Source organism: Confluentibacter flavum (assembly GCF_002843175.1).
Taxonomy (GTDB): Bacteria; Bacteroidota; Bacteroidia; order Flavobacteriales; family Flavobacteriaceae; genus Confluentibacter; species Confluentibacter flavum.
Map to the genome: position 1 here is coordinate 52,072 of NZ_PJEO01000052.1, position 26,115 is coordinate 78,186.

At 32.0% G+C, this 26,115-nt stretch carries 23 protein-coding genes; 8 read left to right on the plus strand and 15 right to left on the minus strand.

Annotated features, from left to right (window positions below; all coding sequences use genetic code 11):
• Positions 1 to 4 precede the first annotated feature (4 nt).
• The 3 genes from CSW08_RS14850 to CSW08_RS14860 all read right to left on the minus strand — a co-directional run bounded on the left by CSW08_RS14850 (position 5) and on the right by CSW08_RS14860 (position 3,331).
• Positions 5 to 1,309, minus strand: coding sequence for an MBOAT family O-acyltransferase (locus CSW08_RS14850; RefSeq protein WP_317044938.1), 1,305 nt, complete (start codon positions 1,307 to 1,309; stop codon positions 5 to 7).
• A 320-nt stretch (positions 1,310 to 1,629) separates the two neighbouring features.
• A complete protein-coding gene (locus CSW08_RS14855; protein WP_106660660.1) occupies positions 1,630 to 2,109 on the minus strand; it encodes an Lrp/AsnC family transcriptional regulator in 480 nt (159 codons plus the stop codon).
• A 70-nt stretch (positions 2,110 to 2,179) separates the two neighbouring features.
• Positions 2,180 to 3,331 (minus strand): M14 family zinc carboxypeptidase, encoded by a 1,152-nt coding sequence (locus tag CSW08_RS14860; RefSeq protein ID WP_106660661.1) that lies wholly within the window; start codon positions 3,329 to 3,331, stop codon positions 2,180 to 2,182.
• Positions 3,332 to 3,621: 290 nt separating this feature from the next.
• Here CSW08_RS14860 and CSW08_RS14865 point away from each other — a divergent pair, with 290 nt between their 5' ends.
• Entirely contained in the window at positions 3,622 to 3,996 is a 375-nt protein-coding gene (locus CSW08_RS14865) for a helix-turn-helix domain-containing protein (protein ID WP_106660662.1), read from the plus strand.
• A 42-nt stretch (positions 3,997 to 4,038) separates the two neighbouring features.
• On the plus strand, positions 4,039 to 4,416 hold the full coding sequence (locus CSW08_RS14870) for a DNA topoisomerase IV (protein WP_106660663.1): 378 nt from the start codon (positions 4,039 to 4,041) through the stop codon (positions 4,414 to 4,416).
• Here CSW08_RS14870 and CSW08_RS14875 read toward each other — a convergent pair.
• Positions 4,409 to 4,909, minus strand: a complete 501-nt coding sequence (locus CSW08_RS14875) for a hydrolase (protein ID WP_106660664.1) — start codon at positions 4,907 to 4,909, stop codon at positions 4,409 to 4,411. The two genes, CSW08_RS14870 and CSW08_RS14875, sit on opposite strands and share 8 nt — an antisense overlap.
• A gap of 9 nt (positions 4,910 to 4,918) precedes the next feature.
• Positions 4,919 to 5,680 (minus strand): MBL fold metallo-hydrolase, encoded by a 762-nt coding sequence (locus tag CSW08_RS14880; protein WP_106660665.1) that lies wholly within the window; start codon positions 5,678 to 5,680, stop codon positions 4,919 to 4,921.
• A 211-nt stretch (positions 5,681 to 5,891) separates the two neighbouring features.
• On the opposite strand from CSW08_RS14880, the gene CSW08_RS14885 reads away from it, so the two are divergent.
• Entirely contained in the window at positions 5,892 to 7,370 is a 1,479-nt protein-coding gene (locus CSW08_RS14885) for a nicotinate-nucleotide adenylyltransferase (RefSeq protein ID WP_106660666.1), read from the plus strand.
• Between the two features lie 182 nt (positions 7,371 to 7,552).
• On the opposite strand, the gene bcp is transcribed toward CSW08_RS14885, so the two are convergent.
• A complete protein-coding gene (bcp, locus tag CSW08_RS14890; RefSeq protein WP_106660667.1) occupies positions 7,553 to 8,005 on the minus strand; it encodes a thioredoxin-dependent thiol peroxidase in 453 nt (150 codons plus the stop codon).
• 35 nt (positions 8,006 to 8,040) lie between these two features.
• Here bcp and CSW08_RS14895 point away from each other — a divergent pair, with 35 nt between their 5' ends.
• Positions 8,041 to 8,712, plus strand: coding sequence for an endonuclease III domain-containing protein (locus tag CSW08_RS14895; protein ID WP_106660668.1), 672 nt, complete (start codon positions 8,041 to 8,043; stop codon positions 8,710 to 8,712).
• An 88-nt stretch (positions 8,713 to 8,800) separates the two neighbouring features.
• On the opposite strand, the gene CSW08_RS18305 is transcribed toward CSW08_RS14895, so the two are convergent.
• Complete coding sequence (locus tag CSW08_RS18305) at positions 8,801 to 8,947, minus strand: hypothetical protein (RefSeq protein ID WP_203226909.1); 147 nt, start codon at positions 8,945 to 8,947, stop codon at positions 8,801 to 8,803.
• A gap of 63 nt (positions 8,948 to 9,010) precedes the next feature.
• Positions 9,011 to 9,595: an RNA polymerase sigma factor gene (locus CSW08_RS14900; protein ID WP_106660669.1), complete on the minus strand. Its 585-nt coding sequence runs from the start codon at positions 9,593 to 9,595 to the stop codon at positions 9,011 to 9,013.
• Between the two features lie 237 nt (positions 9,596 to 9,832).
• Between CSW08_RS14900 and uvrA the strand changes: the two genes are divergently transcribed.
• Positions 9,833 to 12,619 (plus strand): excinuclease ABC subunit UvrA, encoded by a 2,787-nt coding sequence (gene uvrA / locus CSW08_RS14905; protein ID WP_106660670.1) that lies wholly within the window; start codon positions 9,833 to 9,835, stop codon positions 12,617 to 12,619.
• A gap of 5 nt (positions 12,620 to 12,624) precedes the next feature.
• Here the strand turns inward: uvrA and CSW08_RS14910 are convergent, their stop codons facing one another.
• Entirely contained in the window at positions 12,625 to 13,719 is a 1,095-nt protein-coding gene (locus CSW08_RS14910; RefSeq protein WP_106660671.1) for a DUF3667 domain-containing protein, read from the minus strand.
• A 642-nt stretch (positions 13,720 to 14,361) separates the two neighbouring features.
• On the opposite strand from CSW08_RS14910, the gene CSW08_RS14915 reads away from it, so the two are divergent.
• Positions 14,362 to 15,618: a hypothetical protein gene (locus CSW08_RS14915; RefSeq protein WP_106660672.1), complete on the plus strand. Its 1,257-nt coding sequence runs from the start codon at positions 14,362 to 14,364 to the stop codon at positions 15,616 to 15,618.
• A gap of 73 nt (positions 15,619 to 15,691) precedes the next feature.
• On the opposite strand, the gene CSW08_RS14920 is transcribed toward CSW08_RS14915, so the two are convergent.
• From CSW08_RS14920 to CSW08_RS14935, 4 genes are read right to left on the minus strand one after another with little or no spacing between them, the layout of a single operon-like run.
• Positions 15,692 to 17,152 carry a lipopolysaccharide biosynthesis protein gene (locus tag CSW08_RS14920; protein ID WP_106660673.1) on the minus strand — a complete coding sequence of 487 codons (1,461 nt, stop codon included), beginning with the start codon at positions 17,150 to 17,152 and terminating at the stop codon, positions 15,692 to 15,694.
• Positions 17,153 to 17,161: 9 nt separating this feature from the next.
• Positions 17,162 to 18,451: a glycosyltransferase family 4 protein gene (locus tag CSW08_RS14925; RefSeq protein WP_106660674.1), complete on the minus strand. Its 1,290-nt coding sequence runs from the start codon at positions 18,449 to 18,451 to the stop codon at positions 17,162 to 17,164.
• Between the two features lie 43 nt (positions 18,452 to 18,494).
• Positions 18,495 to 20,915, minus strand: coding sequence for a YfhO family protein (locus CSW08_RS14930; RefSeq protein ID WP_106660675.1), 2,421 nt, complete (start codon positions 20,913 to 20,915; stop codon positions 18,495 to 18,497).
• A 28-nt stretch (positions 20,916 to 20,943) separates the two neighbouring features.
• Positions 20,944 to 21,225: a DUF4834 family protein gene (locus CSW08_RS14935; RefSeq protein ID WP_106660736.1), complete on the minus strand. Its 282-nt coding sequence runs from the start codon at positions 21,223 to 21,225 to the stop codon at positions 20,944 to 20,946.
• Positions 21,226 to 21,369: 144 nt separating this feature from the next.
• Here CSW08_RS14935 and CSW08_RS14940 point away from each other — a divergent pair, with 144 nt between their 5' ends.
• Together CSW08_RS14940 and CSW08_RS14945 are read left to right on the plus strand one after the other, a co-directional pair.
• Positions 21,370 to 22,374, plus strand: coding sequence for a transporter (locus CSW08_RS14940; protein ID WP_106660676.1), 1,005 nt, complete (start codon positions 21,370 to 21,372; stop codon positions 22,372 to 22,374).
• 23 nt (positions 22,375 to 22,397) lie between these two features.
• A complete protein-coding gene (locus CSW08_RS14945; RefSeq protein WP_106660677.1) occupies positions 22,398 to 23,516 on the plus strand; it encodes a GTP cyclohydrolase in 1,119 nt (372 codons plus the stop codon).
• Between the two features lie 55 nt (positions 23,517 to 23,571).
• On the opposite strand, the gene CSW08_RS14950 is transcribed toward CSW08_RS14945, so the two are convergent.
• A complete protein-coding gene (locus CSW08_RS14950; RefSeq protein WP_106660678.1) occupies positions 23,572 to 24,831 on the minus strand; it encodes an aminotransferase class I/II-fold pyridoxal phosphate-dependent enzyme in 1,260 nt (419 codons plus the stop codon).
• A gap of 217 nt (positions 24,832 to 25,048) precedes the next feature.
• Positions 25,049 to 26,089 (minus strand): PLP-dependent cysteine synthase family protein, encoded by a 1,041-nt coding sequence (locus CSW08_RS14955; protein WP_106660679.1) that lies wholly within the window; start codon positions 26,087 to 26,089, stop codon positions 25,049 to 25,051.
• Positions 26,090 to 26,115 lie beyond the last annotated feature (26 nt).

Below are 26,115 nucleotides of genomic sequence, written 5' to 3' on the forward strand. Positions count from 1 at the left end.
TTTTTTAAAATTGGAAATAAATAAACGATCGATCAAAACCACTATCATAAAACAGAAGTAAGCATAAAATTACAATTGTATAAATAATAAATCGAACTATTCTAGATTTAAACTTGAATGGAGAGCGCTCATCTCTTCTTATTAGGTATTCATATAAAACGAAAAGAAAAATCAAAACATAATAATCAATCATACGATAACCCATTGGGTGATGGTAAGTTTCGTATGAAAAATTAGTGAAAATTTTATTAATAAATTCAAATGCCACGGTAATGGACTCTGACCTAAAAAATATCCTTGAGAACGTTACTATGCCAAAAGTTAATAAAACCTGTCCCACTTCCGTTAACGTTGGGAACATGGTATTTTCGGCCACTACCGAATCTTTGTAAATAGTATTTCTTCCCATTAAAAAAACAGGAATAAAGGCTAAAGCGTGAAATGCACCCCAAAAAATAAACGTCCAATTGGCACCATGCCAAAAACCACTTATTAAAAACACGATAGCAATATTCCTAACAGACTTTAATTTACTCGTTCTAGAACCTCCTAAAGGAATGTAAACATAATGTCTAAACCATGTAGATAATGATACGTGCCAACGCTGCCAATATTCAGCAACATTTCTTGAAAACTGAGGAAACTTAAAATTAGACGTTAACTCTACCCCAAAAAGCTTTGCCGTACCAATAGCTATATCTGAATACCCGCTAAAATCGCCATATACCTGAAAACTGAATAATGTAACACCTAAAATAAGTGTTGATGCTGGATATGTGCTATAATTTGCGAAAATATCATCTACCATGGGAGCCAATGAGTCGGCTATGACAATTTTTTTGAACAATCCCCAAAGAATTAGCTTTATCCCATCTACCGCTTGCCTATAATCAAACTTACGTACTTTTAAAATTTGGGACAAAAGGTTTGAAGCTCTCTCTATAGGTCCCGCAACTAATTGGGGAAAAAAGCTAACAAAGGCCGCAAAAGATAAAAAATCGGTTGTAGGTTTTAGTTTTTTATAATATACATCAAACGAGTAAGACATGGTCTGAAATGTATAAAACGAAATGCCTACAGGTAAAATAACTTTTAAAGTCCATGTGCTTTTTATATCATACCCAAGCACAGATACCATATCCACCCAGGAATCCACAAAAAAATTATAATACTTAAAGAACCCTAAAAGACCTACATTAAATATAACACTTACCCATAGCCATGATTTTCTGGTTCGTTGATTATCATTGCCGTTTATTTGAATAGCCACTAAATAATCGACTATGGTGCTAAGTAAAATTAAAGACAAAAACCTCCAATCCCACCATCCATAAAACAGATAGCTAGAAACTAAAATAAGAATATTTTGAGTTTTTAAACTTTTTTTAAAGACAAACCAATAGAGGAAATAAACAATTAAGAGGAAAATAAAAAACTCAATAGAATTAAATATCATAAAAATCTATAAAAACAATTGGATGAAATGGTGATTTATCTGTTGCACAAACTTCATATATTTAATTAATCAAATCAAAATTATTCTTTTAAAAGCCAAAATTAAACTTTAATCTACATTAAAACAAAAAAGCCCTTAAAAGGGCTTTTGAATGTTTGTGTTTCTTTGGTAAGTTACATTTCATTAAATATAGAATGCATCAAACGCTTTTTATCATTAATGCTTTCTTCAAGAGAAATCATCGTTTCTGTTCTGTAAACGCCTTCAATGTCATCCAATTTAAAAATAATTTCTTTGGCATGTTCTGTACTTCTGGCTCTAATTTTACAAAAAATATTGAATTTACCTGTAGTGATATGGGCTACAGTTACAAAAGGTATTTCATTGACACGCTCCAATACAAATTTAGTTTGGGATGTATTATTCAAATAGATGCCTACATACGCTATAAATGAATATCCTAGCTTTTTATAATCTAAAGTTAAAGATGATCCTTTAACGATACCTGATTCTTCCATTTTTTTTACACGAACGTGTACTGTTCCGGCAGATATTAAAAGTTTTTTGGCTATGTCTGTAAAAGGAATTCTTGTATTGTCTATTAACATGTCAAGAATTTGGTGGTCGATTTCGTCTAATTTAACTTTCCCCATAATTAATTATTCTTAAATAAAAAGCAAAATTACTACATTTTCATCAATAATTATGCATAATTACATCATTTTATTTCGATAAAATTGGTGTTTTTTTATTATTCAAAATTACGAAATCGTTTTCGTAATTTATTTTCACGGGCAAATAATTGTCATCTAACACTAAATGACCTTTAGCATCGATCTCTCTATGACCATAATACAAATCTAAATTCTCTATTTTTTCAATTTTAGGAATAAAAAAAACCTTGCCATCTACCAATCGTTCCTGAAACTGGATACCAATATCTGTAACATCTGAATTTGAATCTATTTTTGCATTTCTAATGATAATATCCAAAAAGCATTTGTCGTTTTCAGGAATATCGAAATAAGGCTTATGAAAACTTCCATCTACATTGACTGTAGATATATAATCTAAAGATGTCAATAATGACATATAAATATATTTTCTTGTTTGTTCGCGCTCATAATCATTAAAATAATGCCCCGCTTCAAATAAAATGGTCGGCTTATTCTCACTCTGAAACGTATCGCCCACACAATTCAAATTAAAGGCGTCATCATAAACCCCAACTTGGTTCGGAATAACTTGCTGAAGCATATCGTTCATGTTACTAATAATCTCCATAGCAATCATTCTATTGGGTGTTATAGTGCAGGCTTCATCTTGAGCAGGTGCTAAAAAAGACACGGTTGCAGGCTTATTGGTCTTACCTGCACTAAAAATAGTTCGCTGACCGTGAAGGTTATAACAAAAATCTGGATTAAAATCTTCATAAACCGTTCTTAAAACCTTGCTTTCTGGCTGTGATCTTAATTGCGCATCCCTATTCAAATCAACATCATTTGCATTCACTCGTGTATAGGCCTCAGCGCCGTCCGGATTCAATATTGGAATACAACAAATAGTACATGCTTCCAGTATATGTTTTATGGAAGTCTCTGCGGAAATAAACGTGTTTAAAAGATCAAAAATTGCTTTTGTGGTGGTTGACTCGTTTCCGTGCATTTGTGACCACATAAGGATCTTTTTTTTACCCGAACCTATCGTCACTGAATAAATTGGCTGCTTTAAAACAGATGTCCCAATAATTTTGATAGCAACAGAATCTCCCAAATTTTTTAAAAGAGGTTCTATGTGATTATTGGTAATATATCTATGGAATAACCTGTCTTCTTTAAACTTAGAAAACAGTACTTGAATGGCTTCTACTTTCATTAAAAATAATTGATGTACAAATGTAAACAATTACTTTTTTACATTTGTAAACAATAATTAAGTACAATTGTGTTTACATTTAACAACAAAAAATAGAATTAGGTTCTAGTATAAAACCTAAGAAAATAACTCTATTGTAGATATTAAATTATTTAATTGATTTTCAGTATTTTAAATATGTTTATATGAAGTTGTTATTAATATAAATAATGGATTATATGGGTTTATTTATGAATTCTAATCATATTTTTTTACATTTGTAAAACCCTAATCTATTTTAATAGTTTACAATGATAAACAATGAGGATTTCGCTAAAAGGCTTCAGGAAGTCATCGACTTTTATGGTGAATCTGCATCTTCTTTTGCAGAAAAAATAGGTGTCCAACGCTCTAGTATTTCCCATATACTTTCTGGAAGAAATAAACCTAGTTTGGATTTTGTTTTAAAAATTTTATCTCATTATCCAGAAGTAGAATTGTATTGGTTGCTAAATGGCAAAGGCACATTCCCTACTTCAAATGCGTTGCCCAAAGATGAGCCAAAGAAAACAGAAGTTCCTCTAGAGATCCAAACCAAATTAAAGTTGGATGTCAATGATGGAAAACAAATTGAGCGGATTGTTATTTTTTATTCTGACGGTACTTTTAAAAACTTCCAAAACTAGTATTGTAAACTTAGTTTAGTAATTTTGCATTAAATATTAGTCATGAGAAAGTTTTTTATATTGATTTGCCTGCTTTGTTTTTTTAGTTGCTACAACAGTGAAAGGCATTGTAAAGATTATAAAACAGGTGATTTTTATAGTGAAGTGACTATTGACGGCAAACTTTATAAATCCACATTTTCAAGAACGGATATTTTACAGGTAGAAACTTACAATGGGAAAAAGGATTCCTCACAAGTAAGATGGATTAACGATTGTGAAGTCATCTACAAAACCATCAACCCAAAAAACATGGCTGAAAGAAAAGATATTCACTTAAAAATCTTAACAACAAGCGATTCCTCATACACTTACGAATATTCATATGTTGGTGATACCAAAAAGCAAAAGGGAATTGCTTTTAAGGTTAAAACTAATTGAAGGGATACAGAAAAGATTCCACTAGGTTAAATTTCAACTCATTGGAATCTGTGATTTCATAAGTTAAAAAAAGTTCTCCCCAAAATTCTCCATCCGAAAAATCTGCTATGATCCACTTGTGGTTCAATAACTTAACTGTATTGATCATCATTCGTCTTCCTTCACTGGAAGCATACGGAATTATAGGATGTTGTCCTTTTGCCTCGTTTAATTTATAAAGTTCATCTTTTATAAGAGGCATTAATTCAGCAACATTATATCCTTTGTTTTCAAAATAAGAAATGGCATCTTCATTCCTCTCTAAATTAAAATGAGACAAATCCAATACATCATCTTGAATTGTGACAAGAGAATCCTTATATTTTTCTATCTGATTTGTAGTTATTTCTATTTTTTTCTTTTCAATTTCCAATAAACGCTTGGAATTTACATACATAAATAATGCTAATAACAATGAAAAAACAAACAGATACATAAAAATTCTTTGCTTCATAATACTATTTTAAATGGTGATTTGTAAATTATCGTATGCCAAAAATACATTGTTTGGTAATACTTTTTCAACGTCTTCATGAAAACCCATCATGTGGCTTATATGGGTTAAATATGCTTTTTCAGGATTTACGCGCTTAATAAATTGCAAAGCTTCCTCTAGATTTAAATGCGAATAATGAGGCTCCATACGAAGGGCATTGACCACTAAAACCTTGAGGTTCTTTAGTTTTTCAACCTCTATATCCTTAATGGTTTTCATGTCTGTTAAATACGCAAAATCATTACATCTAAACCCAAAAACCTGTAAATCAAGATGCTTTAATTTTATCGGAATAATTTCTTGATTATTAATCACAAAGGGTTTATTTTTAATAATATAAGGCGATACCGTTGGCGCTCCAGGATACTTGTTCACTGTTTTAAAAATATAGTCAAACCGCTTCTTTAAAGATTTTATTACCCGCTTATGGGCGTAAATGGGAATATCGCCTTGTTTAAAATAAAAAGGTCTGATATCATCTAGACCCATAACATGGTCTGAGTGCTCATGGGTATATAAAATAGCATCAATTTTTTTACACCCACACCTTAACATTTGCTGTCTAAAATCTGGACCACAGTCAATTAAATACGAGTATCCATTAAGTTCAATTAAAACAGAAACCCGTAACCTTTTGTCCTTTTTATCTTTACTTAAACAAACAGGGTGGCTACTTCCAATCACTGGAATACCTTGAGATGTGCCGGTTCCTAAAAACGTTATTTTCAAAAAAAATCAATATTTTAATTCAAAAAAAATACTAAGCAAGGTCTAAATTCATAATTTTTAATCTACTTTTTTAAAGAAACCGTAAAATATTAACTTTCATTTTACTGTCAAACCAAAACTAAGTATTAGATCAACAAAATTAGACTTAATTTTTTATTTGCACCCATTATTTGATACCTTTGTTTTGTTCACTAAAGTAACCTAAAACAATATGGAAATAACCATCAAAGGAGACAAAGAGTTTGATGACATTCCCTCGTTAAAGACGAAAGCGCTTCGAATAAACCTAAACGAAAACATTTACGGAACATTTGCCGAAATAGGTGCTGGACAAGAAACCGCAAGGCATTTTTTTAGAGCTGGCGGCGCTTCTGGTACTATTGCCAAAGCTATGTCGGCTTACGATAAAGACTTTAGTGATGCCATTTATGGTGTTGAAGATGATGGGCGCTACGTGACTGAAGCTCGACTTAGAAAAATGCTATCGCATGAAATGGACCTTATTGAAAAACGTCTAACAAGAGATAAAAATCCCAATAAAATATTTTTCGCTTATGCCAATACAGTAGCCACTATTGATTTTGCCAAGCAATTTAAAGGTCATGGTTGGGTAGGCATTAAATACCAGATTGAAGCTGGAAAGGATTTTAATGAAGTTATTCTACATGTTCGGTTTAAAGAAACCGATGCTAGACTTCAACAAGAAACATTGGGTGTATTGGGGCTAAATCTTATTTATGGTGCCTTTTATAAGTATAATGAACCAAAAAAATTGTTACGTTATCTATATGATCACCTAGATAAAGATCAATTGGAAATTGATACCATTAACTTCTCAGGACCCGCTTTCAAAAATGTTGACAATAGACTTATGAGCTTGCAACTTGTGAAAAATGGGATGACCGATGCCGTTATGTTTGGACCTGACGGTAAAAACATTTTGCCTGCTAAAATTTTATATAAGAAAAACATTTTGGCGTTACGGGGTAGTTTTAGGCCAGTAACCAAAGTAAACATGGCTATGTATGACAAATCATACGAGATGTTTATAAATGAAAACAAAGTTGATAAAAACAATACTGAAGTTGTCTTTGAAATCACCTTATCTAATTTACGTGCTGAAGGAGAAATAGATGAACAAGATTTTATGGATAGAGCCGATTTATTGTGCTCTTTGGGACAATCTGTAATGATTTCAAATTTTCAAGAATATTATAAAGTTGTTGAATACTTCTCTAATTATACCAAAGCAAGGATGGGACTTGCGATGGGTGTTAATAATTTAGTCGACATTTTTGATGAAAAATACTATCGCCATTTAAGTGGTGGTATTCTGGAAGCTTTCGGGAAATTGTTCTTTAAAGATTTAAAAGTGTATCTATACCCAATGCTTGATCCAGATACTGGAGAACTTATAAATAGTGAAAATTTAAAAGTATATCCACGTATGAAGGAATTATATAAATTCTTTAAATACAATGGAAAAGTTATTGATATCAAAGATTATGATGAAAGCATCATGAACATATTTTCACGTCAAATTTTACAAATGATTGATGACGGCGATAGAGGTTGGGAAGACATGGTACCAGAAGGAACAGCCGATTTAATCAAAGATTATCGCCTCTTTGGTTTTACGCGTAAACCATTAAAATCATTAAAACCTATAACACTTAAAAAAAGAAAATAAAAAGAAGCTGTCTAAAAAGTAACCTTTAGTGTCAATTTGAGCGCAGTCGAAAATCTTATTAATCAGATTATAAATGCATTTCGCAAGCTGCACTTTTATCTTCAAATAAAAATATATTTTCATTTTCGATAATGCTCAATGTGACAATTTATTTCTAATTAGGCTTTTAATAAAGCCTATTTTTACTCCATTATTTGTGAAGCATGATTTTTGGCTTTCACATCATTAATGACTTTTATTATAATACCTGTTTCGTCTATAACAAAGGTGATACGATGAATGCCATCAAACGTTCTGCCCATAAATTTTTTAGGTCCCCAAACTCCAAAAGCATTAATCACTTCTTTATCCACATCAGCAATTAATGGATAAGGAAATTTATATTTCTTTTTAAAATTGGCTTGAGCTTTTTGGCTATCGGCACTGACCCCTATAACGTTGAAACCGTAGTCAATCAACGTTTTGTAATTATCGCTTAAATTACAAGATTCTACAGTACAGGTAGGCGTATTGGCTTTTGGATAGAAAAAAACAATCAATTTTTTTCCAATAAAATCCTTTAGCGAAATTGAATTTCCTTGTTCATCTAAGGCAGTAAAATTTGGAGCCTTATCTCCTACTTTTAATGTGTTCATATTTTTTAACTTTGTAATTGTAAAAATACAACTGAATGACCAAAGAAGAAAGCGTAAAGTTTATTATTAATACTTTAAATGCACTTTACCCAGAAATACCAATTCCTTTAGACCATAAAGACCCGTACACATTACTGATTGCTGTATTGTTATCGGCTCAAAGCACCGATGTTCGCGTGAATAAGATAACACCTTTATTATTTGAAATAGCCGATAATCCTTATGATATGGTTAAACTTTCGGTTGAAGACATTAGGAATATCATCAAACCTGTGGGTTTGTCACCTATGAAAAGTAAAGGTATTCATGGATTATCCCAAATTCTTATTGAGAAATATAACGGAAACGTGCCCCAAAGTTTTGAAGCTTTGGAAGCACTTCCTGCCGTAGGCCATAAAACAGCCAGTGTCGTGATGTCTCAAGCATTTGGTGTTCCAGCTTTTCCTGTAGACACGCATATTCACAGATTAATGTACCGTTGGAATTTAAGCAATGGCAAAAATGTGGTTCAAACAGAAAAGGATGCCAAACGGTTATTTCCAAGAGAAATTTGGAACGATTTGCACTTACAGATTATTTGGTATGGTAGACAGTATTCGCCAGCAAGAGGCTGGGATTTAGATAAAGATATTATAACTAAAACCATCGGCAGAAAATCTGTAATAGATGCCCATCCTCAATCTTTTTCAAATGGAAAGAAGCTATAATTGTTAATTTCCTTTCCTTTGAAAATGGATAGCGAAAAGAAATAAAAAAAGTCCTAATCGGTACTTCGATTAGGACTTTTCCAAAGATTTAGTTTAATACTAATTCAAACTTCACCTTATCAGACTTCATAACACTTAAAGCCTTTGAATAATTTAGAAGAAAATTAATGGTTTCTTCTGTGGGTTTTAAATCATTTGTTGTTTCAATGGATGTTTTAGAGTAAATTTTTGCCATTTTAATAAATTATACGTTAATAAATTAATAACGCAGCAAAAATCACTTTATTGTATACATCTATTAATTTGTTAAAACGATATTATGTTTGTCAATTATCTTTCTCAAATTTATTAAAGCGTAACGCATACGCCCCAATGCTGTATTAATGCTAACGCCTGTTTTATCTGATATTTCTTTGAAGCTCAAATCATCATAAATGCGCATTAACAATACTTCTTTTTGGTCTTCGGGAAGCTCATCAACCAAACGCCTAACATCATATTCAACTTGTTCCTTTATAATACTGTTTTCAGCATTTAGGCTAGAATCACTTAGTACAGAAAAAATACTGAACTCACCAGCATTATCAAATTTTGGCATTCTGTTACTTTTTCTAAAAAAATCGATTACTAAATTATGGGAGATTCGCATGACCCAAGGCAAAAATTTACCTTCTTCATTGTAATTCCCTTTTTTTAGTGTGCGTATGACTTTAATAAAAGTATCCTGAAAAATATCTTCAGCGACATCTTTATCATAGACCTTTGAATAAATAAAACTATAAACTTTTTGTTTGTGGCGCTTTATTAATACTTCTAAGGCGCTTTCATCGCCTTTAATGTAACAACTAACTAAGGTAGCATCTGTTATAAGTTCGTATTGCATAATAATTACTTTTAATGCCTCGAAGTAGCCTTCGTTGCTTGGGGTTAATAGTTTAAAAGTAATGTTGCGTTATAGGCTAGTATTTATTTGTTCATGTAATCTACAAATCAAATATAACAACAATCATTCCTAAAAAACAAAATTTAATATATTTTTTTAATATTTCTTTATGATAAAATCAGTTTTTTAGGTTGAAATACTTATGTTATCTTTACAAACTTATTCTCTTATGCTCGTATGTCTACTAATATTTCAGAAGTAAATCCAAAAGAAAACATCATTATTAAAGGTGCAAAACTGCATAATTTAAAAAATATTGATGTCGTCATCCCACGAAACAAATTGGTTGTTATTACTGGCTTGTCTGGCTCAGGAAAATCAAGCTTGGCTTTTGATACCTTATATGCCGAAGGACAAAGACGTTATGTTGAAAGTTTATCAAGTTATGCCAGACAGTTTTTAGGAAGGCTGGACAAACCAAAAGTGGATTACATTAAAGGTATTGCGCCCGCCATTGCTATAGAACAAAAAGTGAATTCCACCAACCCACGCTCTACCGTTGGCACAAGTACAGAGATTTACGATTATCTTAAATTGTTATTTGCTAGAATAGGCAAAACATATTCGCCAGTTTCTGGTGATGAAGTTAAAAAAGATACCGTTACAGATGTTTTAGAGTATTTAAAATCGTTTCCTGAAGGTGAAAAGTTACTCTTGCTCTCGCCTATCCATTTAGAAGTAGGGCGAACAATGCCCGATAAACTTAAAGCTTTGCAACAGCAAGGTTATGCGAGAATAAAAGTTGGTGATGATGTTTTAAGAATTGATGAAATTAAAATCGATAAAGAATCACAGAAAAATATATTTGTTGTCGTTGATAGAATTGTTATCAAAAACGAAGAAGATTTTCTGAATCGATTGGCAGATGCGATTGAAACCGCTTTTTTTGAAGGCAAAGGTGAATGTTTCATTGAAACTCTGTCTGATAATAAACAACGCTATTTCAGTAATAAATTTGAATTGGATGGCATTAATTTTTTAGAACCTAATATTCATTTATTCAGTTTTAACAATCCGTATGGTGCTTGCCCTAAATGTGAAGGCTATGGCGATATTATTGGCATTGACGACGATTTGGTTATCCCAAACAACGCCCTTTCCATTTACGAAAATGCTATTTTTCCTTGGCGTGGTGAGAGTATGAGTTGGTATAGAGACCAATTGGTTAATAATTCACATAAATTCGATTTCCCTATACACAAACCTTATTTTAAGTTAACCGACTCTCAAAAACAACTTATTTGGGATGGCAACCAATATTTTGAAGGCTTAAATTCCTTTTTTGCTGAATTGGAGGCTAAGGCATATAAAATTCAAAATCGCGTAATGTTATCGCGCTATCGTGGTAAAACAAAGTGCAAAGCTTGTAACGGTAAGCGTTTGCGTATAGAAGCTAATTATATTAAAGTCGGTGGTGCAACGATAACCGATTTGGTTGAAATGCCCTTAGACAGATTGGGGCATTTCTTTAACCAATTAGAATTAAATGATTATGATACCCAAATAGCAAACAGATTATTAAAAGAAATTAATAACCGATTAGCCTTTCTTGCTAATGTTGGGTTGGATTATTTAACCTTAAACAGGCGATCGAACACCCTATCTGGTGGAGAAAGTCAGCGTATTAATTTAGCAACCTCATTGGGAAGCAGCTTGGTAGGGTCCATGTATATTCTGGACGAACCCAGTATTGGCTTGCACCCAAAAGATACAGAACGATTAATAGTAGTTTTAAAATCGCTTCGGGATTTAGGAAATACCGTTATTGTAGTGGAGCATGATGAGGATATTATGAAGGCTGCAGATTATATCATTGATATTGGTCCGGAAGCAGGGACTTTTGGCGGTCATGTAGTAGCACAGGGAACTTATTCAGATATACTGGCCTCAAGTTCATTAACCGCTCAATATTTAAATGAGACCATGAACATTGAAGTGCCTAAAAAACGTCGAACTTCTAAATATTACATAGATGTTATTGGTGCTCGAGAACATAATTTAAAGAATATCGATGTGCGTTTTCCTTTGGAAATGCTTACGGTTGTTACTGGTGTTTCAGGTAGTGGAAAAAGTACATTGGTTAAAAAAATACTATATCCAGCACTTCAAAAAAAATTAACAGATTTTAGCGATAAAGCTGGTCAGTTTACCGCTTTAGAAGGTAATTTCAATACTATAAAACATATTGAGTTTGTTGACCAAAATCCTATAGGAAGGTCCTCGCGTTCCAATCCAGTTACCTATATTAAAGCTTATGATGATATACGAGCCTTGTTCTCCAATCAAAAATTAAGCACGCTTAGAAACTACCAAGCAAAACATTTTTCTTTTAATGTAGATGGCGGACGTTGTGAGACTTGCAAAGGAGAAGGTGAAGTAACGATTGAAATGCAATTTATGGCCGATGTGCATCTGGAATGTGAAACCTGTAAAGGGAAACGTTTTAAAAAAGAAGTGCTTGAAGTTACGTTTGCAGATAAAAATATTGATGATATTTTAAACCTAACTATTGATGATGCCATTGCTTTTTTTGAAACAAACAAACAAACTAAAATCAAAACAAAATTGCAACCACTTCAAGATGTTGGGCTAGGCTATGTTACTTTAGGACAAAGCTCTTCTACCCTTTCTGGTGGCGAAGCACAGCGTATTAAACTGGCATCTTTTTTAGGAAAAGGAAGCCATAAAGACAAAGCACTTTTTATTTTTGATGAGCCTACCACGGGTTTACATTTTCATGATATTCAAAAATTATTAAAGTCGTTTCATGCTTTGATTGAAATCGGACATTCCATCATTGTTGTAGAACACAATATAGACTTAATTAAATGTGCCGATTATATTATTGATTTAGGTCCAAATGGAGGAGAACATGGTGGTTATTTGGTAGCTTCTGGAACTCCTGAAGATATAGTGAAATCCAAACAATCTCAAATTGCTAAATATTTAAAGGATAAACTATAAATTATTCAATAGAAAAGAAAGGCAAAAATTCCTAGTATCATAGCGGTTGCGGGCGCTACGAACGATAAAAACAAAAAACTTGCAATAAAACCTTTAATAAAGCTTTTAAACTTTCCTTGGTTATAAAATCTACTAAGTGCTAAACATAAATAAAAAAAGGTAGAAATAGCAATAAGCCAATCTATGCCGTCTGGAATATCTACAATAAAATTAACAACTATAATGATGCTAAATACTGTAAATAAAAATGCAAAAAAATAAAAGCTAAACACCAAATGATAGGCATATGTACCTTTCTTCCTATATAACAGCATTAAAATTAGAGCGAAAATTGGTAATAGAAAAAACATAGCTATAGGAATGGTATCATAAAAAGCCCCTAAAATACTTCCACCTTCTCTAGATTTATAAAATTTTAAAGCTTGAGAATATAAACGTTTTGTGAAATATCCAGCATCGTTATTCATTCCCATAAATTTATAAATAACCTCATTGGAGGCTCCAATATCAATTAAGGAATCCATTTTAGATTCATTAAAATCAAAATCAAAAATACCTTGTTTTTTTGTGTCCGTTTTACTTACAATAGAATCTATTTTGGAATCACTAAAACGAGTGTACTTTTTATTTTCAGTTAAAACTTTTTTAAGTTCTGCGTTGATTATTGAATCTTCTTGTTTTTGCTTTTCTTGTTCAGCTTTTAAAAGAGAATCATTAGTTTTTAGTGCATGAATAGACATTTTTTCTTGTCTTAAACTTTTTTCCAATTCATTATTTAAATTTTGGATTTGCTGACGCTGAATAAAAGAAAACAAAAAGAAAAAGATGACTGTAATGAACAAATACATTTGTGCTGGATGTAAATACAATAAACGTCTACCTTCAACAAATTTAGAAGCTAAATACCCGGGTTTAGCAATTAAAGGGATGAAACTTTTAAAAAACCTCGCATCTACGGAAAAATAGTTGCTTATAGTATTATAAAACAAAACACCCAAGGTCAATTTTTGTTTATCATCTTGTCCGCAATACGGGCAAAAATTATATTCATCTTTAAATGTGCGTTCGCAATTTTTACAGATTACGTATTTTATGGACATACGGGTTGAATTAGTCTCTATAAAATTAATAAAAATGAATAGACGTACATAATTTCAATTGCTAGAAATAATAAAAAAGCATTTTTTGAAAACAAAAAGTGTTTTTTATTCATTAAAATTTAGACGTATAATTATCTTTGGTCACAATCCAAGTTTTTTTAAATGATGACAATAGATTTGAGGGTATTAATACTTCTAATCCTTTTACATTCATCTTTATTGAAGAAATAAAAGTTTGTGACGTTGCCGTTGTAATTATTAATTAGCACTTCGTTGCTGTTTTATATTAAAGTTATTAATTACCTTTAGTTTCAGCCTAAAAAAAGAGGGTTTCTTTTAAAGATAACAGTATTGATTTAAAAGCTTTAGCACAGCTTTTCTGTTAATTGTGATACATCCATTCACTCTTCTTTAGTTTTATACTTGTTGACATTTTTATTAAAGGTTTTGCTTGCCACTTTCCGGTCCTCAGAAGAAAAAAATAAACCATTTTGCTAACAATCAAAATTATGCGTGCATAATAATGCTGTTTTCAAATAAAAAACCGCAAAGTGCTGCTTAACTTATTCTTATAAACCTACTCTATTTTTTTGGCACGCTGTTTGTAAATAAAAAAACGTATCACAATTAATACTCACAATTATGAAAAAGTTTATATTCTTATTAGCAGGTATACTCCTTACAGGGTTTACTTCTAATGCAGCCACAACCAACACAGAAAACAAAACTACTATTTACAACAGAGGTTACAATAATTCTTTCATTTTTGTTGAAAATGGTATCGAGTTTTCGGTGTTTCCCGATGGACAATTTGACTTTAATATTTTGCGTGGTAATTCAAATTTAAATGTATCTATTGGTTCGCCAAATGTAAACATCAGTTTTAACTCTGGTTACGATTACAATGCTTATGTGCAATACGATGAGTATGGTGCTATTATCCAAATAGAAAACACCCCCATTTATTACGATTATTACGGTCGTATTTCACAAGCAGGAAACGTAAATATTAACTATAACAATAATGGTTATGTATCTCGTGTTGGTGGTTTACATGTGTTCTATAATAATTTCAATGTGTTTACACACTTTTCAGGTTTCATTAATGTGTATAATAGACATTATGTTTATAGACCTTGGCACAATTACTACAGTATTCCTGCATACCATTACCGTGTAGTTTACAACAGACCTTACAGACAATATTATAACCCTGTTCGTTATGTTTACAACAGACCGTTTTATAACAATTACAGACCTAGAACTGCCATTTATAGCAGACGTGGAGATGTGATAAATAGAAACAGAAGTTACGCAACCGCTAATAGAAATTCAAAAAATGTCACTCAAATAAATAGAAATTCTAGAATGGATTATGATGACAATAGAATGATTCAAAGTAATAATACTAGAAACAACTCTAATTTCAACAGAAACTCCTCTCAAATGAGAACGGAAACTTCTAACAATAACAATGTTCGGAGAGATAATAATAGTGCATCCAGAACTAATGGAGAAGTTGTAAGAAATAATAATATTAGTAAAAATAATAATACCTCTAGAAGTAATGCAGATGCTACTAACAATAATAGAACCCGTGAGTCCGTTAATAGAAAAACGGTTCCGAATGTTAATAATTCGAGAGTAGAAAATTCAGGAAATAATAGAAATAATTCATCTAATCGTAAACCAGAAAGTTCTAATACTCGTATATATTCAGAGAAAAGTAATAACAACAGAAGTACCCCACAAGTTACGTCAAGATCAACTCAAAATAGTTCTTCTAGAAATGTGCAACAAGCACCTTCTAGACAAACACAAAGTTCATCTCGAGTTATGGAAAACAGAGGTAATTCTGGTAGCAATAATAAACAGTCTAACACAAGAAGAAGACTATAAAGATTTTGGTTGGTTAGTTGGAAAGCCCTTCGATATGTTTGCCTCAAAGCAAAATTCGTGGGGTTTTCTCTTTTTATTTCAAGTAGCCAACTATCTTGTCTACTAATAACGAAACATCGTTAGATAGTTTAAAGTTATATACGAAATAAGCGTATGTAACAAACACCATAACCGATTTCAATCCGATATTTAGAATAGGATGAAATGGAAAATCCCAAAAATAAAACACCCCAAAACTTACTGATATAAGCACAAATACTTTTATCGTATTGATTGTAAAAGGCATCATTTTAAACGAATGCCTCACAAAACATATTTTTGAAATGTTATACAACAATACAGCTATAAAAGTAGCATATGCGGCTCCCTCTATACCATATTTTGGTATGAATAGAATATTTAAATACACCATAGATACCATTAAAAAAACACCCAGCAACAACGCTATAAAATAATAATCACTATTGAAAAGAATGGCGTTGTTATTACCAAGTAAATTATCCGTAAGCTTAGAAATACTTATGAGAATAACAATCCATAAACCACCATTGTATTTTTCGGGAATTAAGTGATAGAGTTCATTAACATTTAAAACTATCAATAAAAAAATTAATCCGCTTATAACGAATAAGCTTAATGAGCTTTTTTTATACAAACTCTTTAATTCATCTATATTCTTGTCATTTAAAAGTTTAGCGGTAATTGGATTTACAATTTGCTCCATAGCCAACAATGGCACTCCAATAACACTCGCTATATAGATCGCAACGCCATAATACGCGACATTTTCAATGTCTATGTAATAACCTAACATAAATTTGTCCACTTCTAAAATGACGTTAGCTACAGAACCTGCAATAACAATTAAAGACGTGTATTTAAGTATAGCGCCAACTCCATTAAATCTTGCAAACCTTAAAACTGGCAATTTGATATTGAAGGCATAAAGCATCATAATAAAAACCCTTACTATATACACTCCAACAACCGCGTAAATGAATTCTTCTATAGTTATGTATTCAACATATAATAAAATCAATAATAGAGTGGTACCGACCCTATGGAACAGCTCTTTCATAAAATTGCCAAAAACACTCTGCATATGTACCTTACTCCAAGCATAAAACACTTCAAAATAGGCAAATGCAACCCCCGAAATATAGATGAGCCAAATATAATCTTCAATAATCACATTGGTTTCTGTAAGCCAAATACGTATAGAATAATAAAATAAATGACCTAACAATCCCACCGAAACAACCATAGACAATGGTAAGATCAACATGAATAATAAAAAACTATTTTGCGATTGTCTTGTTTTATATGATGAATAAAACTTAATTATGGTATTGTGTACACCAAACGCCATAAGAGGCATCATAATATTGGCTGTAGAGAAGATGAAAGTCACCAAACCAAAATACGTGTCGCTCATAAAATTAGTAAACAAAAAAAGCACATTTATTCCGCCAACCAAAAAACCTAAATACGTTGTTAAAGTGTTTTTTATGGATTGTGAAACAATGGTTCCCATCTTAAAATTTTATTGATGTGTTATAAATTCTACTAATTGTTTGGTCAGATTTTTTCTGCTATATTTTTGTAGTCCAACAGCATGAGATTGCAATGTATTATTTTTAAAAGCATTATAATGATTAATTAAAACTGCTTTTAACAATTCATAATCACTATAATAAAAGTAATTTCCTGTGTTGGTTTCCTTAATTATTTTTTCAACATCCGATCCTTTTGGTCCAATGGAAACAATAGGCCTATTGGAAACCATATATTCAAATAATTTACCAGGAATGATGCATTTGGTTTCATCTGAATTTATTTCAATCAATAATAGTAATTGAGATTTTTTTTGATATACAACAGACTCTTTATGTGATACATAACCTATATTATTTACATGATTTGTTAAATGATACCTCTCTATGGATTCCATTATATTATCACTTATAAATCCTATGAAATTCAACTGAAAATCGTCTTTAAAACCATCTAATCCTTCTATTAAATCCTGTAAAACTCGCCACAAAACTTCTGGGTTTCTTTCTGATAATAACGAACCAATATGGGATATAGAAAATTTAGTGTCCAATAAAACCTCACCAACCGTTTCATTATCATAACCATTTGTGATTACAGCAATTGGTTTTTTGGTTATGTTTTCAAATTCCGTTTTTGTCACATGACTGGTTACGATTATTTTATCGGCATTATTTAAAACCTCTTTTTCCAAAGCCTTATGCTTTTCTTTTGAAGCTTTGGATAGTTTAAGTTTTTTATGATAGCCAATGGTTGTCCATGGGTCTCTAAAATCGGCCACCCACTTCACTCCTAACCTTTCTTTTAACTTTAAACCAATCAGATGCATACTATGTGGTGGCCCTGTGGTAATAATGGTTTCAATACTATTTTTTGAAATATAGTCTGAAAGAAATAAGACGGACGGTTTTACCCAGTCAATTCGGGCATCAGGAATAAAAAAATTCCCTCTTATATAAATCAATAATTTCTGAATGATACTTTGCTTTTTTTGAATAGGTATAATGCCTTTACTTATAGAACTAGAAGCTTTTTTTGAAAACAAGCTAGCAAACTTGTAAGGTTCTTTAATCGGCTGTTTTAAAACAATTAAGTCATTAGAAACTTCAGAATTTAAACTGTTGTCTAGTATAGGGTAATTGGGATTTTCTGGAATATATATAATTGGTTCAACATTAAACTCAGGTAAATACTTAACAAATTTTAACCAACGTTGTACGCCTGGACCTCCTGCTGGTGGCCAATAATAGGTGATGATTAAAACTTTTTTTTTATCCATTTTTCATTCCTACGAATCCCGATAGCTATCGGGAAGAAATCTATTAATGTGTAATTTGTTTTTTTCTAAATTCGTAAAATAAACCACCTATCAACAATAATCCAACCAATATGGAACTCGCTAGGGCTATACTACTACCTGTTTGTATCACTTCTGGTTCAAACTTAAATTCTACAATGTGTTTTCCTGCTGGAATTTCCATACCACGCAACACATAATTAACCCTAATATGAGAGGCTTCTTTTCCGTCAATAATAGTTTTCCATCCTTTAGGATAGTAAACTTCAGAAAAAACTGCAAAACCAGTGTTTTTGTTTACCGATTTATACTTCAAATAATTTGGTTTGTCCTCCACTAAGGTAATGGAAGCTGTTGAATCAACTTTAAAATTTGAAATTTCTATCTTAAAATCATTTTTATTTAAAACAGCAACATTCTTATTATCTAAACTATCCAATGCTATTATTTCTTCATTCGCTGAGTTTACGACTTTAAATTCTTTAACAAACCAAGCATTTCCATTAGTATCTGTATTACTGTAGGGGAACAGATTTCCTTGTTCATCTTGGGCAATAATATATTTTGTATTAAACATATTAAGCACGTTAATGTTGTTCTTTGAAATGTAAAAATCGAAAACGTCTTGATATCTCTGTAGTTTAGCGGCATGATATCCATTTAATGAATTATGGAAATAAGATGCTTTAGCACCAGAAGAGGTAATATCAAAAACCCTAAAATTTGTTGTATCGGTTAAAATGGCTTTATCAGCTTCGTTAGCTTGATAAGGTTTATTGACTTGAATAGCTGAAACAAAATTGTCATTATTTACGTAGCGTTTATCAACGCCTACCAAATCAAATAAAATAAGGATTCCAAAAGTAACAATGACCCACTGTTGTTTTAGTTTATCCTTTAAAACTAAATAGATAGCACCTGCTGAAAGCATTACCAAAATTAATGTCCTTATGGTATCTGAAGTGAAAATGGATTTTCTATCGGCTTTAATGGCATCCATAAATTCTTGCCCATAACTTTGACGATAAAAACCATCATTAACTCCTGAAAAATCAAAAGACGATTTAAACACCAAAAACAGAATAGCTAGCCCGCCAGTAATGATCGCTGAATATTTCAATGCCTTTAGCTTTTCTTCTTTCTTTACTAAACCATCAAATAATTTAACAAGTCCGAACACCGCTAATACAGGAACACATAATTCCAAAATAACCTGAATGGAAGTAACCGCTCTAAACTTGTTATAAAGTGGTACATAATCAATAAAAAAGTCTGTTAAAAAACCTAAATTTTTCCCATAAGATAACAATAACGAGACAATTGTACCTCCAACTAACCACCATTTCAAACGTCCTTCCACCAAAAACAATGCGAACACAAATAAAAACAATACTACCGCACCAACATACGCTGGTGCTTCAACAATTGGCTGTTCACCCCAATACATAGGTGCCCGTTTCGACTCTTGTGCTGCTTGAGTTGTGGTGGCGCCTAATTTCCTAAAAGCCTCATAGGTAGCTGAATTTGTTCCAACATCTTCTCCATTGCCTCCCCCCATTAATCTTGGGATATAGAGGTTAAACGTTTCTAAAATGCCATAACTATATTCGGTAATATAACCTTTGTCCAATCCAGTAGTTACTTCTTTAGGTGTTCCATCAGGATTTATAGTGAGTTCTCCTTTACCACGAGTACTTTCTTTAACATATTCCTGAGTCGCTAAAATATTGGTGGCGTTTAATGCAACGGCCAATATAACGGCTCCAATTAATATACCAACAGTTTTAAAGTAATGTGGCAATAGTTTCTTTTTGTAAGCATCAACTAAATAAGCGATTCCTAATATAATTATTAAGAACATCAAGTAATAAGTCATTTGAAAATGATTCGCCACTATTTCCAATCCCATGGCTATTGTTGTGAGCAAAAAACCAATAATATATCTTTTTTGAAACGTTAGAATAATACCGCTCAACACCAACGGCATATAAGCAATGGCATGTGCCTTACTGTTATGGCCTACTCCCAAAATAATTATTAAATAGGTTGAAAACCCAAATGCTAACGACCCTAGAATAGCCAATTTATAATCCACTTTTAAAACCAACAAAAGCACATAAAAGCCTATTAGATAAAGAAATAAATAATCTGCTGGTCTTGGTAAAAAGCGAAGCGTTAAATCTAATTTTTTTATATAGTTATGAGGGTATTTGGCTCCTAATTGATAGGTTGGCATGCCTGCAAAAGCACTGTTGGTCCAATAGGTTTCTTGGCCTGTTGCCTCTCTAAAATCATTTTGCTGCTTACTCATGCCTATATATTGCATGATATCGCTTTGGAAGATTTGCTTTCCTGATAAAACAGGACTAAAATAAGCTAATGAAATTATGATGAAGCCAACTAAAACTAATATATGGGGAAGAAATTTTTTTGTTGAAAATTGCATGAAGACAGATTAAAGATGATTGTGAAAATTAGTCAATTTCTTCGTAATCCACATATTCACCTACATCTTTATTTGAAGTTTTTGTGTTAGGCATTTTATCTATAGTGACTTCGCCTTCTTTTTTTGTAGTGTTTTTTTGCTGTCTTTGAAACTCACCATGGGTACCTCCAAAATGTTGAGAAGCCTTCTTAGCAGCATATTTTAAAAGCAATGGTGCAAATATTCGGGTTATTATTTTTACTCCATAATAAATCAATAGAATAATCAACAATGTTCTTAGTATCCCTGTTGCAGATGCATATTGTAGCATAAAAAATATTTTTGGCAAAAATACAATTCTATTCATTTAAAAAACGTTGAAAAGCCATAAAAAAAGTATAAAATATCTATATTTGAGAACCCTTTAGATGTTATTATGCAAAATTATATTTAGAAAAAATCTAAAACCTTTGTTATGAACCAAATCAAATCTACCTTCATTTTAACCTTAATTTTAATAGCCTCCAAGTCCTTCGCCCAATATACTGACGTTATAAATTCCAACAGACCTGGTGTGTCTAGAAGTGCTTTTTCTGTCGGCACCAATGTGGTTCAATTTGAGGTTGGCCCTTATATTATTAACGAAAAACGCACTCCTGCTTTAAAAACTGAAGTTGATGGTTTTGGTGTTGATTTTGCTGCTCGATACGGATTAATCTGGGAGCAGCTTGAATTGAATATAGAAGGCACCTATCAAAATGATACGAAAACATACTTTTCAAACATCCCATTTGATGAAGACAGAGCTAATTTTAAAACATTAACTATAGGAGCAAAATATTTGGTATTTGATCCCTATAAAAATGCTGAGGACGACAAACCTAACCTCTACAGCTGGAAAGCAAATCAAGGCTTTAAATGGAAAAGTTTAATTCCAGCTGTATCAGCTTATGTTGGTGCCAATTATGACACAAAAAACAATCCTTACATAGCACCAGGAATTGAAGGTTTTAGTCCGAAAGCCATGATTATGACTCAAAATAATTTTTCTGGCGGATGGGTATTTGTAATGAATTTGATTAAAGATAGGATTGGAACCGATCAATCGGATTTTTCATATATATTAACTCTAACACACTCTTTTAATCCGAAGTGGGTAATTTTTGGTGAAGCCCAAGGCATTAAAAGTGATTTTTATGCCGACAATCTTTTTAGATTTGGTGGAGCTTATTTATGGAGTAAAGATTTTCAGTTGGATACTGCAGTAACTTTTAACACCAAGGATACGCCTTCGGTATTCAGTGTTAATTTTGGGATGTCTTACCGATTGGACTTTCATCAGGATAAGGAAATAACCAATGAAGATAATGGCACCTCTGTTATGGAAGAAGCAGATCGAAGATCTAGACGTAACAGATCCAATAATAATAACACCCAAGATATTCAAAAACCTAAAAGAGAGTCCTTAGATTTCGATTAAAATATTCTAGCATTCATACATATATGATAGTATTAAAAGTAGTAAAAACCAACAAAGACTTAAAGGCTTTTGTAAAATTTCCATTTGGCTTATATAAAGATTCTAAGTATTGGGTACCTCCTATTATTAGAGAAGAACTTAAAACATTCAGCAAAAAATATAATCCTGTATTTAATGATGCAGAAGCCACCTTGTTTTTGGCTTATAGAAATAATGAAATAGTCGGAAGAGTTGCTTGCATAATCAATTGGTTAGAAGTCAAAAATCAAGCTTTAAAAAAAATGAGATTTGGTTGGTTTGATTTTATTGATGATTTAGAAGTGTCTCAATCCCTTTTTAACAAGATAGAAGACATTGGAAAGCAGTATAATTTAGAATTTGCCGAAGGCCCAGTTGGCTTTTCCAATTTAGATAAAGTCGGCGTCATGACAGAAGGATTTGATTCCATAGCCCCTATGGTAACATGGTATAATTACCCCTATTATGTGAAACACTATGAAGCCGCCAATTACAAAATAGAAAAATCGTATTCAGAAAGTAGATTTCCTTTTAAAAATGTAAAGACCGAATTCTTTTTTAAAGCGCAAGAACTTATAAAAAAGCGCTATCAACTAAAGGCATTACGCTTTACGAAAACAGAGGAAGTTATGCCTTATGCCGATAAAATGTTCGATTTATTTAATGAAAGTTATGCGTCATTATCATCATTTGTTGCCATTACGGACGTTCAGAAAGAATATTTTAAGAAGAAATTTATAAGTTTTGTAAATCCGGAATATATAAAATTTGTTGTTGATAAGGATGATAAACTTATTGGTTTTGCTATTGTCATGCCCGCATTTGCTAAAGCATTACAAAAAATGAATGGCAAGTTATTCCCTTTTGGATTCCGACATATTTTACATGCAAAAAAACACAGTAAGGATGTCATTTTTTATTTGATAGGCATTCACCCCGATTATCAAAATAAAGGCGTACATGCTGTTATTTTTAATGAGTATTATAATACGTTTACAGAAAAAGGTATAGAAACTTGTTTTAGAACCCCAGAATTAGAAGACAATTATGCCATTCATCAAATTTGGAAACATTTTGACCCTGAAGTATACAAAAGAAGGAAAACGTTTAGAAAAGAGTTATAAAAAATAGAGCCGCTAAAATTAGCGGCTCTATTTTTTTATATAATATTATTATGTTTTATTCACCCATCGCTGCCATTACGGCGGCTGACAAACGTTGATAAGTACCATTTTCAAGTCTAGCTCTAATAACTTCAAAAGCATCCAATGTGATTTTTACATCCTCTAAAGTATGTGTAGCAGTTGGTATTAAACGTAGCAATATTAATCCTTTAGGAATAACTGGATACACAACGATAGAACAGAAAATTCCAAAATTTTCTCTTAAATCCTTAACCAAAGCCATCGCTTCAGGAATGCTACCTTTTAAATAAACAGGTGTTACACAACTTTGTGTTGTACCAATATCAAAACCACGTTCTTTAAGTCCGTTTTGTAATGCATTCGTATTTTCCCATAGTTTATTCTTTAATTCCGGCATGGTTTTAAGCATGTCCAAACGCTTTCTAGCACCAACAACCAATTGCATTTGCAAAGATTTTGCAAACATTTGGGAACGTAAATTATATTTTAAATAATCTATAATTTCCTTATCAGCTGCAATAAAAGCACCTGTTCCAGCCATGGATTTAGCAAATGTTGCAAAATAAACATCTATGTCGTCTTGAACACCTTGCTCTTCACCTGTTCCTGCGCCTCTTTCTCCTTGTGTACCAAAACCATGGGCATCATCGACCAAAAACCTAAAATTATATTTTTTCTTTAAGGCAGCTATTTCTTTAAGCCTTCCTTGCTCACCACGCATTCCAAAAACACCTTCAGAAATTACTAAAATCCCACCGCCGGTTTGCTCCGCCATTTTAGTAGCTCGATCTAAGTTTTTTTCTAAACTTTCAATATCATTATGTTTATACGTGAAACGTTTACCCATATGCAAACGTACACCATCAATAATACATGCATGGGCATCTACATCATATACAATAATATCATCTTTTGAAACCAGGGCATCAATAGTCGAAACCATTCCTTGATAACCAAAATTTAATAAATAAGCAGCTTCTTTATTCACAAACTCTGCTAATTCATTTTGTAAGACTTCATGAAGATCGGTATGACCAGACATCATTCTAGCGCCCATTGGGTAAGCAGAGCCATAATCAATTCCTGCCTGCGCATCAACTTTTCTAATCTCCGGATGGTTAGCCAATCCTAAATAGTCGTTAATACTCCAAGTAATCACATCTTTTCCTTGAAACTTCATTCGGTTAGAAATTTGACCTTCCAATTTTGGAAAAACAAAATAACCTTCTGCTTGCGATGCCCATTTTCCTAAAGGCCCTTTATCTCTATAAATTTTTTCAAATAAATCTCTCATCTATTATAAATCTTATTTCAATTAATGTTTGATATGAGCAACTATGAGGCTATAAGGCTTATTTTTAGGAAAGCTTTTCTACTTAGTTAGTCCTTGCAAAATTAAATATTTATATTGTTTGTACATAATTTTTACCGTTCAATTATTGATGAAATAAAAAAAGAGATAACTTTTTGTGATTACAACAAAGCTATCTCTTTAAAATATATCTTATGTACTATTTTATATATTGAATAGTTTGAACGGACTCAGCATTGATGCTATCAAAAAAGCCTTGTTCACTCATCCATTTATCACTGTATATTTTGCTCATATAACGAGAACCGTGATCTGGAAATATTATAACCACGTAGTCATCTTTTTTAAATCTTTTTTCTTCCCCTAATTGCTTCACAGCTTGCATGGCAGCCCCAGAAGTATAACCAACAAACAACCCTTCTGTTTTGGCAATTTCTCTTGCTGTATGGGCACTTTCTTCATCGGTTACTTTGACAAACTCATCAATAATATCAAAATCTGTAGCCGTAGGGATTAAATTCTTACCAAGACCTTCAATTCTGTACGGATAAATTTCTTCTTCATCAAATTCTCTGGTTTCATGATATTTTTTTATTACTGAACCATAAGCATCAACACCAATAATTTTAATATTCGGATTTTGCTCTTTTAAATATTTTGCTGTTCCAGAAATCGTTCCACCAGTACCACTACACGCAATTAGATGAGTTATTTTGCCTTCAGTTTGTTTCCAAATTTCAGGCCCTGTAGATTTATAATGTGCATCAATGTTAAGTTCATTAAAATATTGATTTATATAAACAGATCCTTTAATTTCCTCATGAAGGCGTTTTGCAACCTGATAATAAGATCTTGGATCGTTAGCACTAACATGGGCAGGGCAAACATAAACCTTTGCGCCCATTGTTTTAAGCATATCTATTTTATCTGTTGAGGATTTTGAACTAACAGCTAGTACACAGTCATAACCCTTTATAATGCTTACCATGGCAATACTGAAACCTGTATTACCCGACGTTGTTTCTATGATAGTATCCCCTGGAGATAATATGCCTTGCTTCTCAGCTTCTTCAATAATGTAAAGTGCTATTCTATCTTTTGAAGAATGTCCAGGATTAAAGGATTCTACTTTTGCATAAAAGCTACCTTTAAATTTGGAAGTTAATTTATTGATTCTAATAAGTGGTGTTTTACCTACTAAATCTAATACATTATCAAAAACCTGATTTCTGTGTTTCATAAATGCTATTTATCAGCTTAGTCAAT

What these genes read in the sequence shown, in the direction of transcription:
- CSW08_RS14860 (WP_106660661.1), bottom strand. Translation starts at nt 3,331, where the DNA reads ATGAAAGTAGAAGCCATTCAAGTACTGTTTTCTAAGTTTAAAGAAGAC.
- CSW08_RS14870 (WP_106660663.1), top strand. Translation starts at nt 4,039, where the DNA reads ATGAGAAAGTTTTTTATATTGATTTGCCTGCTTTGTTTTTTTAGTTGC.
- CSW08_RS14915 (WP_106660672.1), top strand. Translation starts at nt 14,362, where the DNA reads ATGAAAAAGTTTATATTCTTATTAGCAGGTATACTCCTTACAGGGTTT.
- CSW08_RS14875 (WP_106660664.1), bottom strand. Translation starts at nt 4,909, where the DNA reads ATGAAGCAAAGAATTTTTATGTATCTGTTTGTTTTTTCATTGTTATTA.
- CSW08_RS14900 (WP_106660669.1), bottom strand. Translation starts at nt 9,595, where the DNA reads ATGCAATACGAACTTATAACAGATGCTACCTTAGTTAGTTGTTACATT.
- CSW08_RS18305 (WP_203226909.1), bottom strand. Translation starts at nt 8,947, where the DNA reads ATGGCAAAAATTTACTCTAAAACATCCATTGAAACAACAAATGATTTA.
- CSW08_RS14885 (WP_106660666.1), top strand. Translation starts at nt 5,892, where the DNA reads ATGGAAATAACCATCAAAGGAGACAAAGAGTTTGATGACATTCCCTCG.
- CSW08_RS14945 (WP_106660677.1), top strand. Translation starts at nt 22,398, where the DNA reads ATGATAGTATTAAAAGTAGTAAAAACCAACAAAGACTTAAAGGCTTTT.
- CSW08_RS14925 (WP_106660674.1), bottom strand. Translation starts at nt 18,451, where the DNA reads ATGGATAAAAAAAAAGTTTTAATCATCACCTATTATTGGCCACCAGCA.
- CSW08_RS14940 (WP_106660676.1), top strand. Translation starts at nt 21,370, where the DNA reads ATGAACCAAATCAAATCTACCTTCATTTTAACCTTAATTTTAATAGCC.
- bcp (WP_106660667.1), bottom strand. Translation starts at nt 8,005, where the DNA reads ATGAACACATTAAAAGTAGGAGATAAGGCTCCAAATTTTACTGCCTTA.
- uvrA (WP_106660670.1), top strand. Translation starts at nt 9,833, where the DNA reads ATGTCTACTAATATTTCAGAAGTAAATCCAAAAGAAAACATCATTATT.
- CSW08_RS14920 (WP_106660673.1), bottom strand. Translation starts at nt 17,152, where the DNA reads ATGGGAACCATTGTTTCACAATCCATAAAAAACACTTTAACAACGTAT.
- CSW08_RS14935 (WP_106660736.1), bottom strand. Translation starts at nt 21,225, where the DNA reads ATGCTACAATATGCATCTGCAACAGGGATACTAAGAACATTGTTGATT.
- CSW08_RS14855 (WP_106660660.1), bottom strand. Translation starts at nt 2,109, where the DNA reads ATGGGGAAAGTTAAATTAGACGAAATCGACCACCAAATTCTTGACATG.
- CSW08_RS14930 (WP_106660675.1), bottom strand. Translation starts at nt 20,915, where the DNA reads ATGCAATTTTCAACAAAAAAATTTCTTCCCCATATATTAGTTTTAGTT.
- CSW08_RS14895 (WP_106660668.1), top strand. Translation starts at nt 8,041, where the DNA reads ATGACCAAAGAAGAAAGCGTAAAGTTTATTATTAATACTTTAAATGCA.
- CSW08_RS14955 (WP_106660679.1), bottom strand. Translation starts at nt 26,089, where the DNA reads ATGAAACACAGAAATCAGGTTTTTGATAATGTATTAGATTTAGTAGGT.
- CSW08_RS14910 (WP_106660671.1), bottom strand. Translation starts at nt 13,719, where the DNA reads ATGTCCATAAAATACGTAATCTGTAAAAATTGCGAACGCACATTTAAA.
- CSW08_RS14865 (WP_106660662.1), top strand. Translation starts at nt 3,622, where the DNA reads ATGATAAACAATGAGGATTTCGCTAAAAGGCTTCAGGAAGTCATCGAC.
- CSW08_RS14950 (WP_106660678.1), bottom strand. Translation starts at nt 24,831, where the DNA reads ATGAGAGATTTATTTGAAAAAATTTATAGAGATAAAGGGCCTTTAGGA.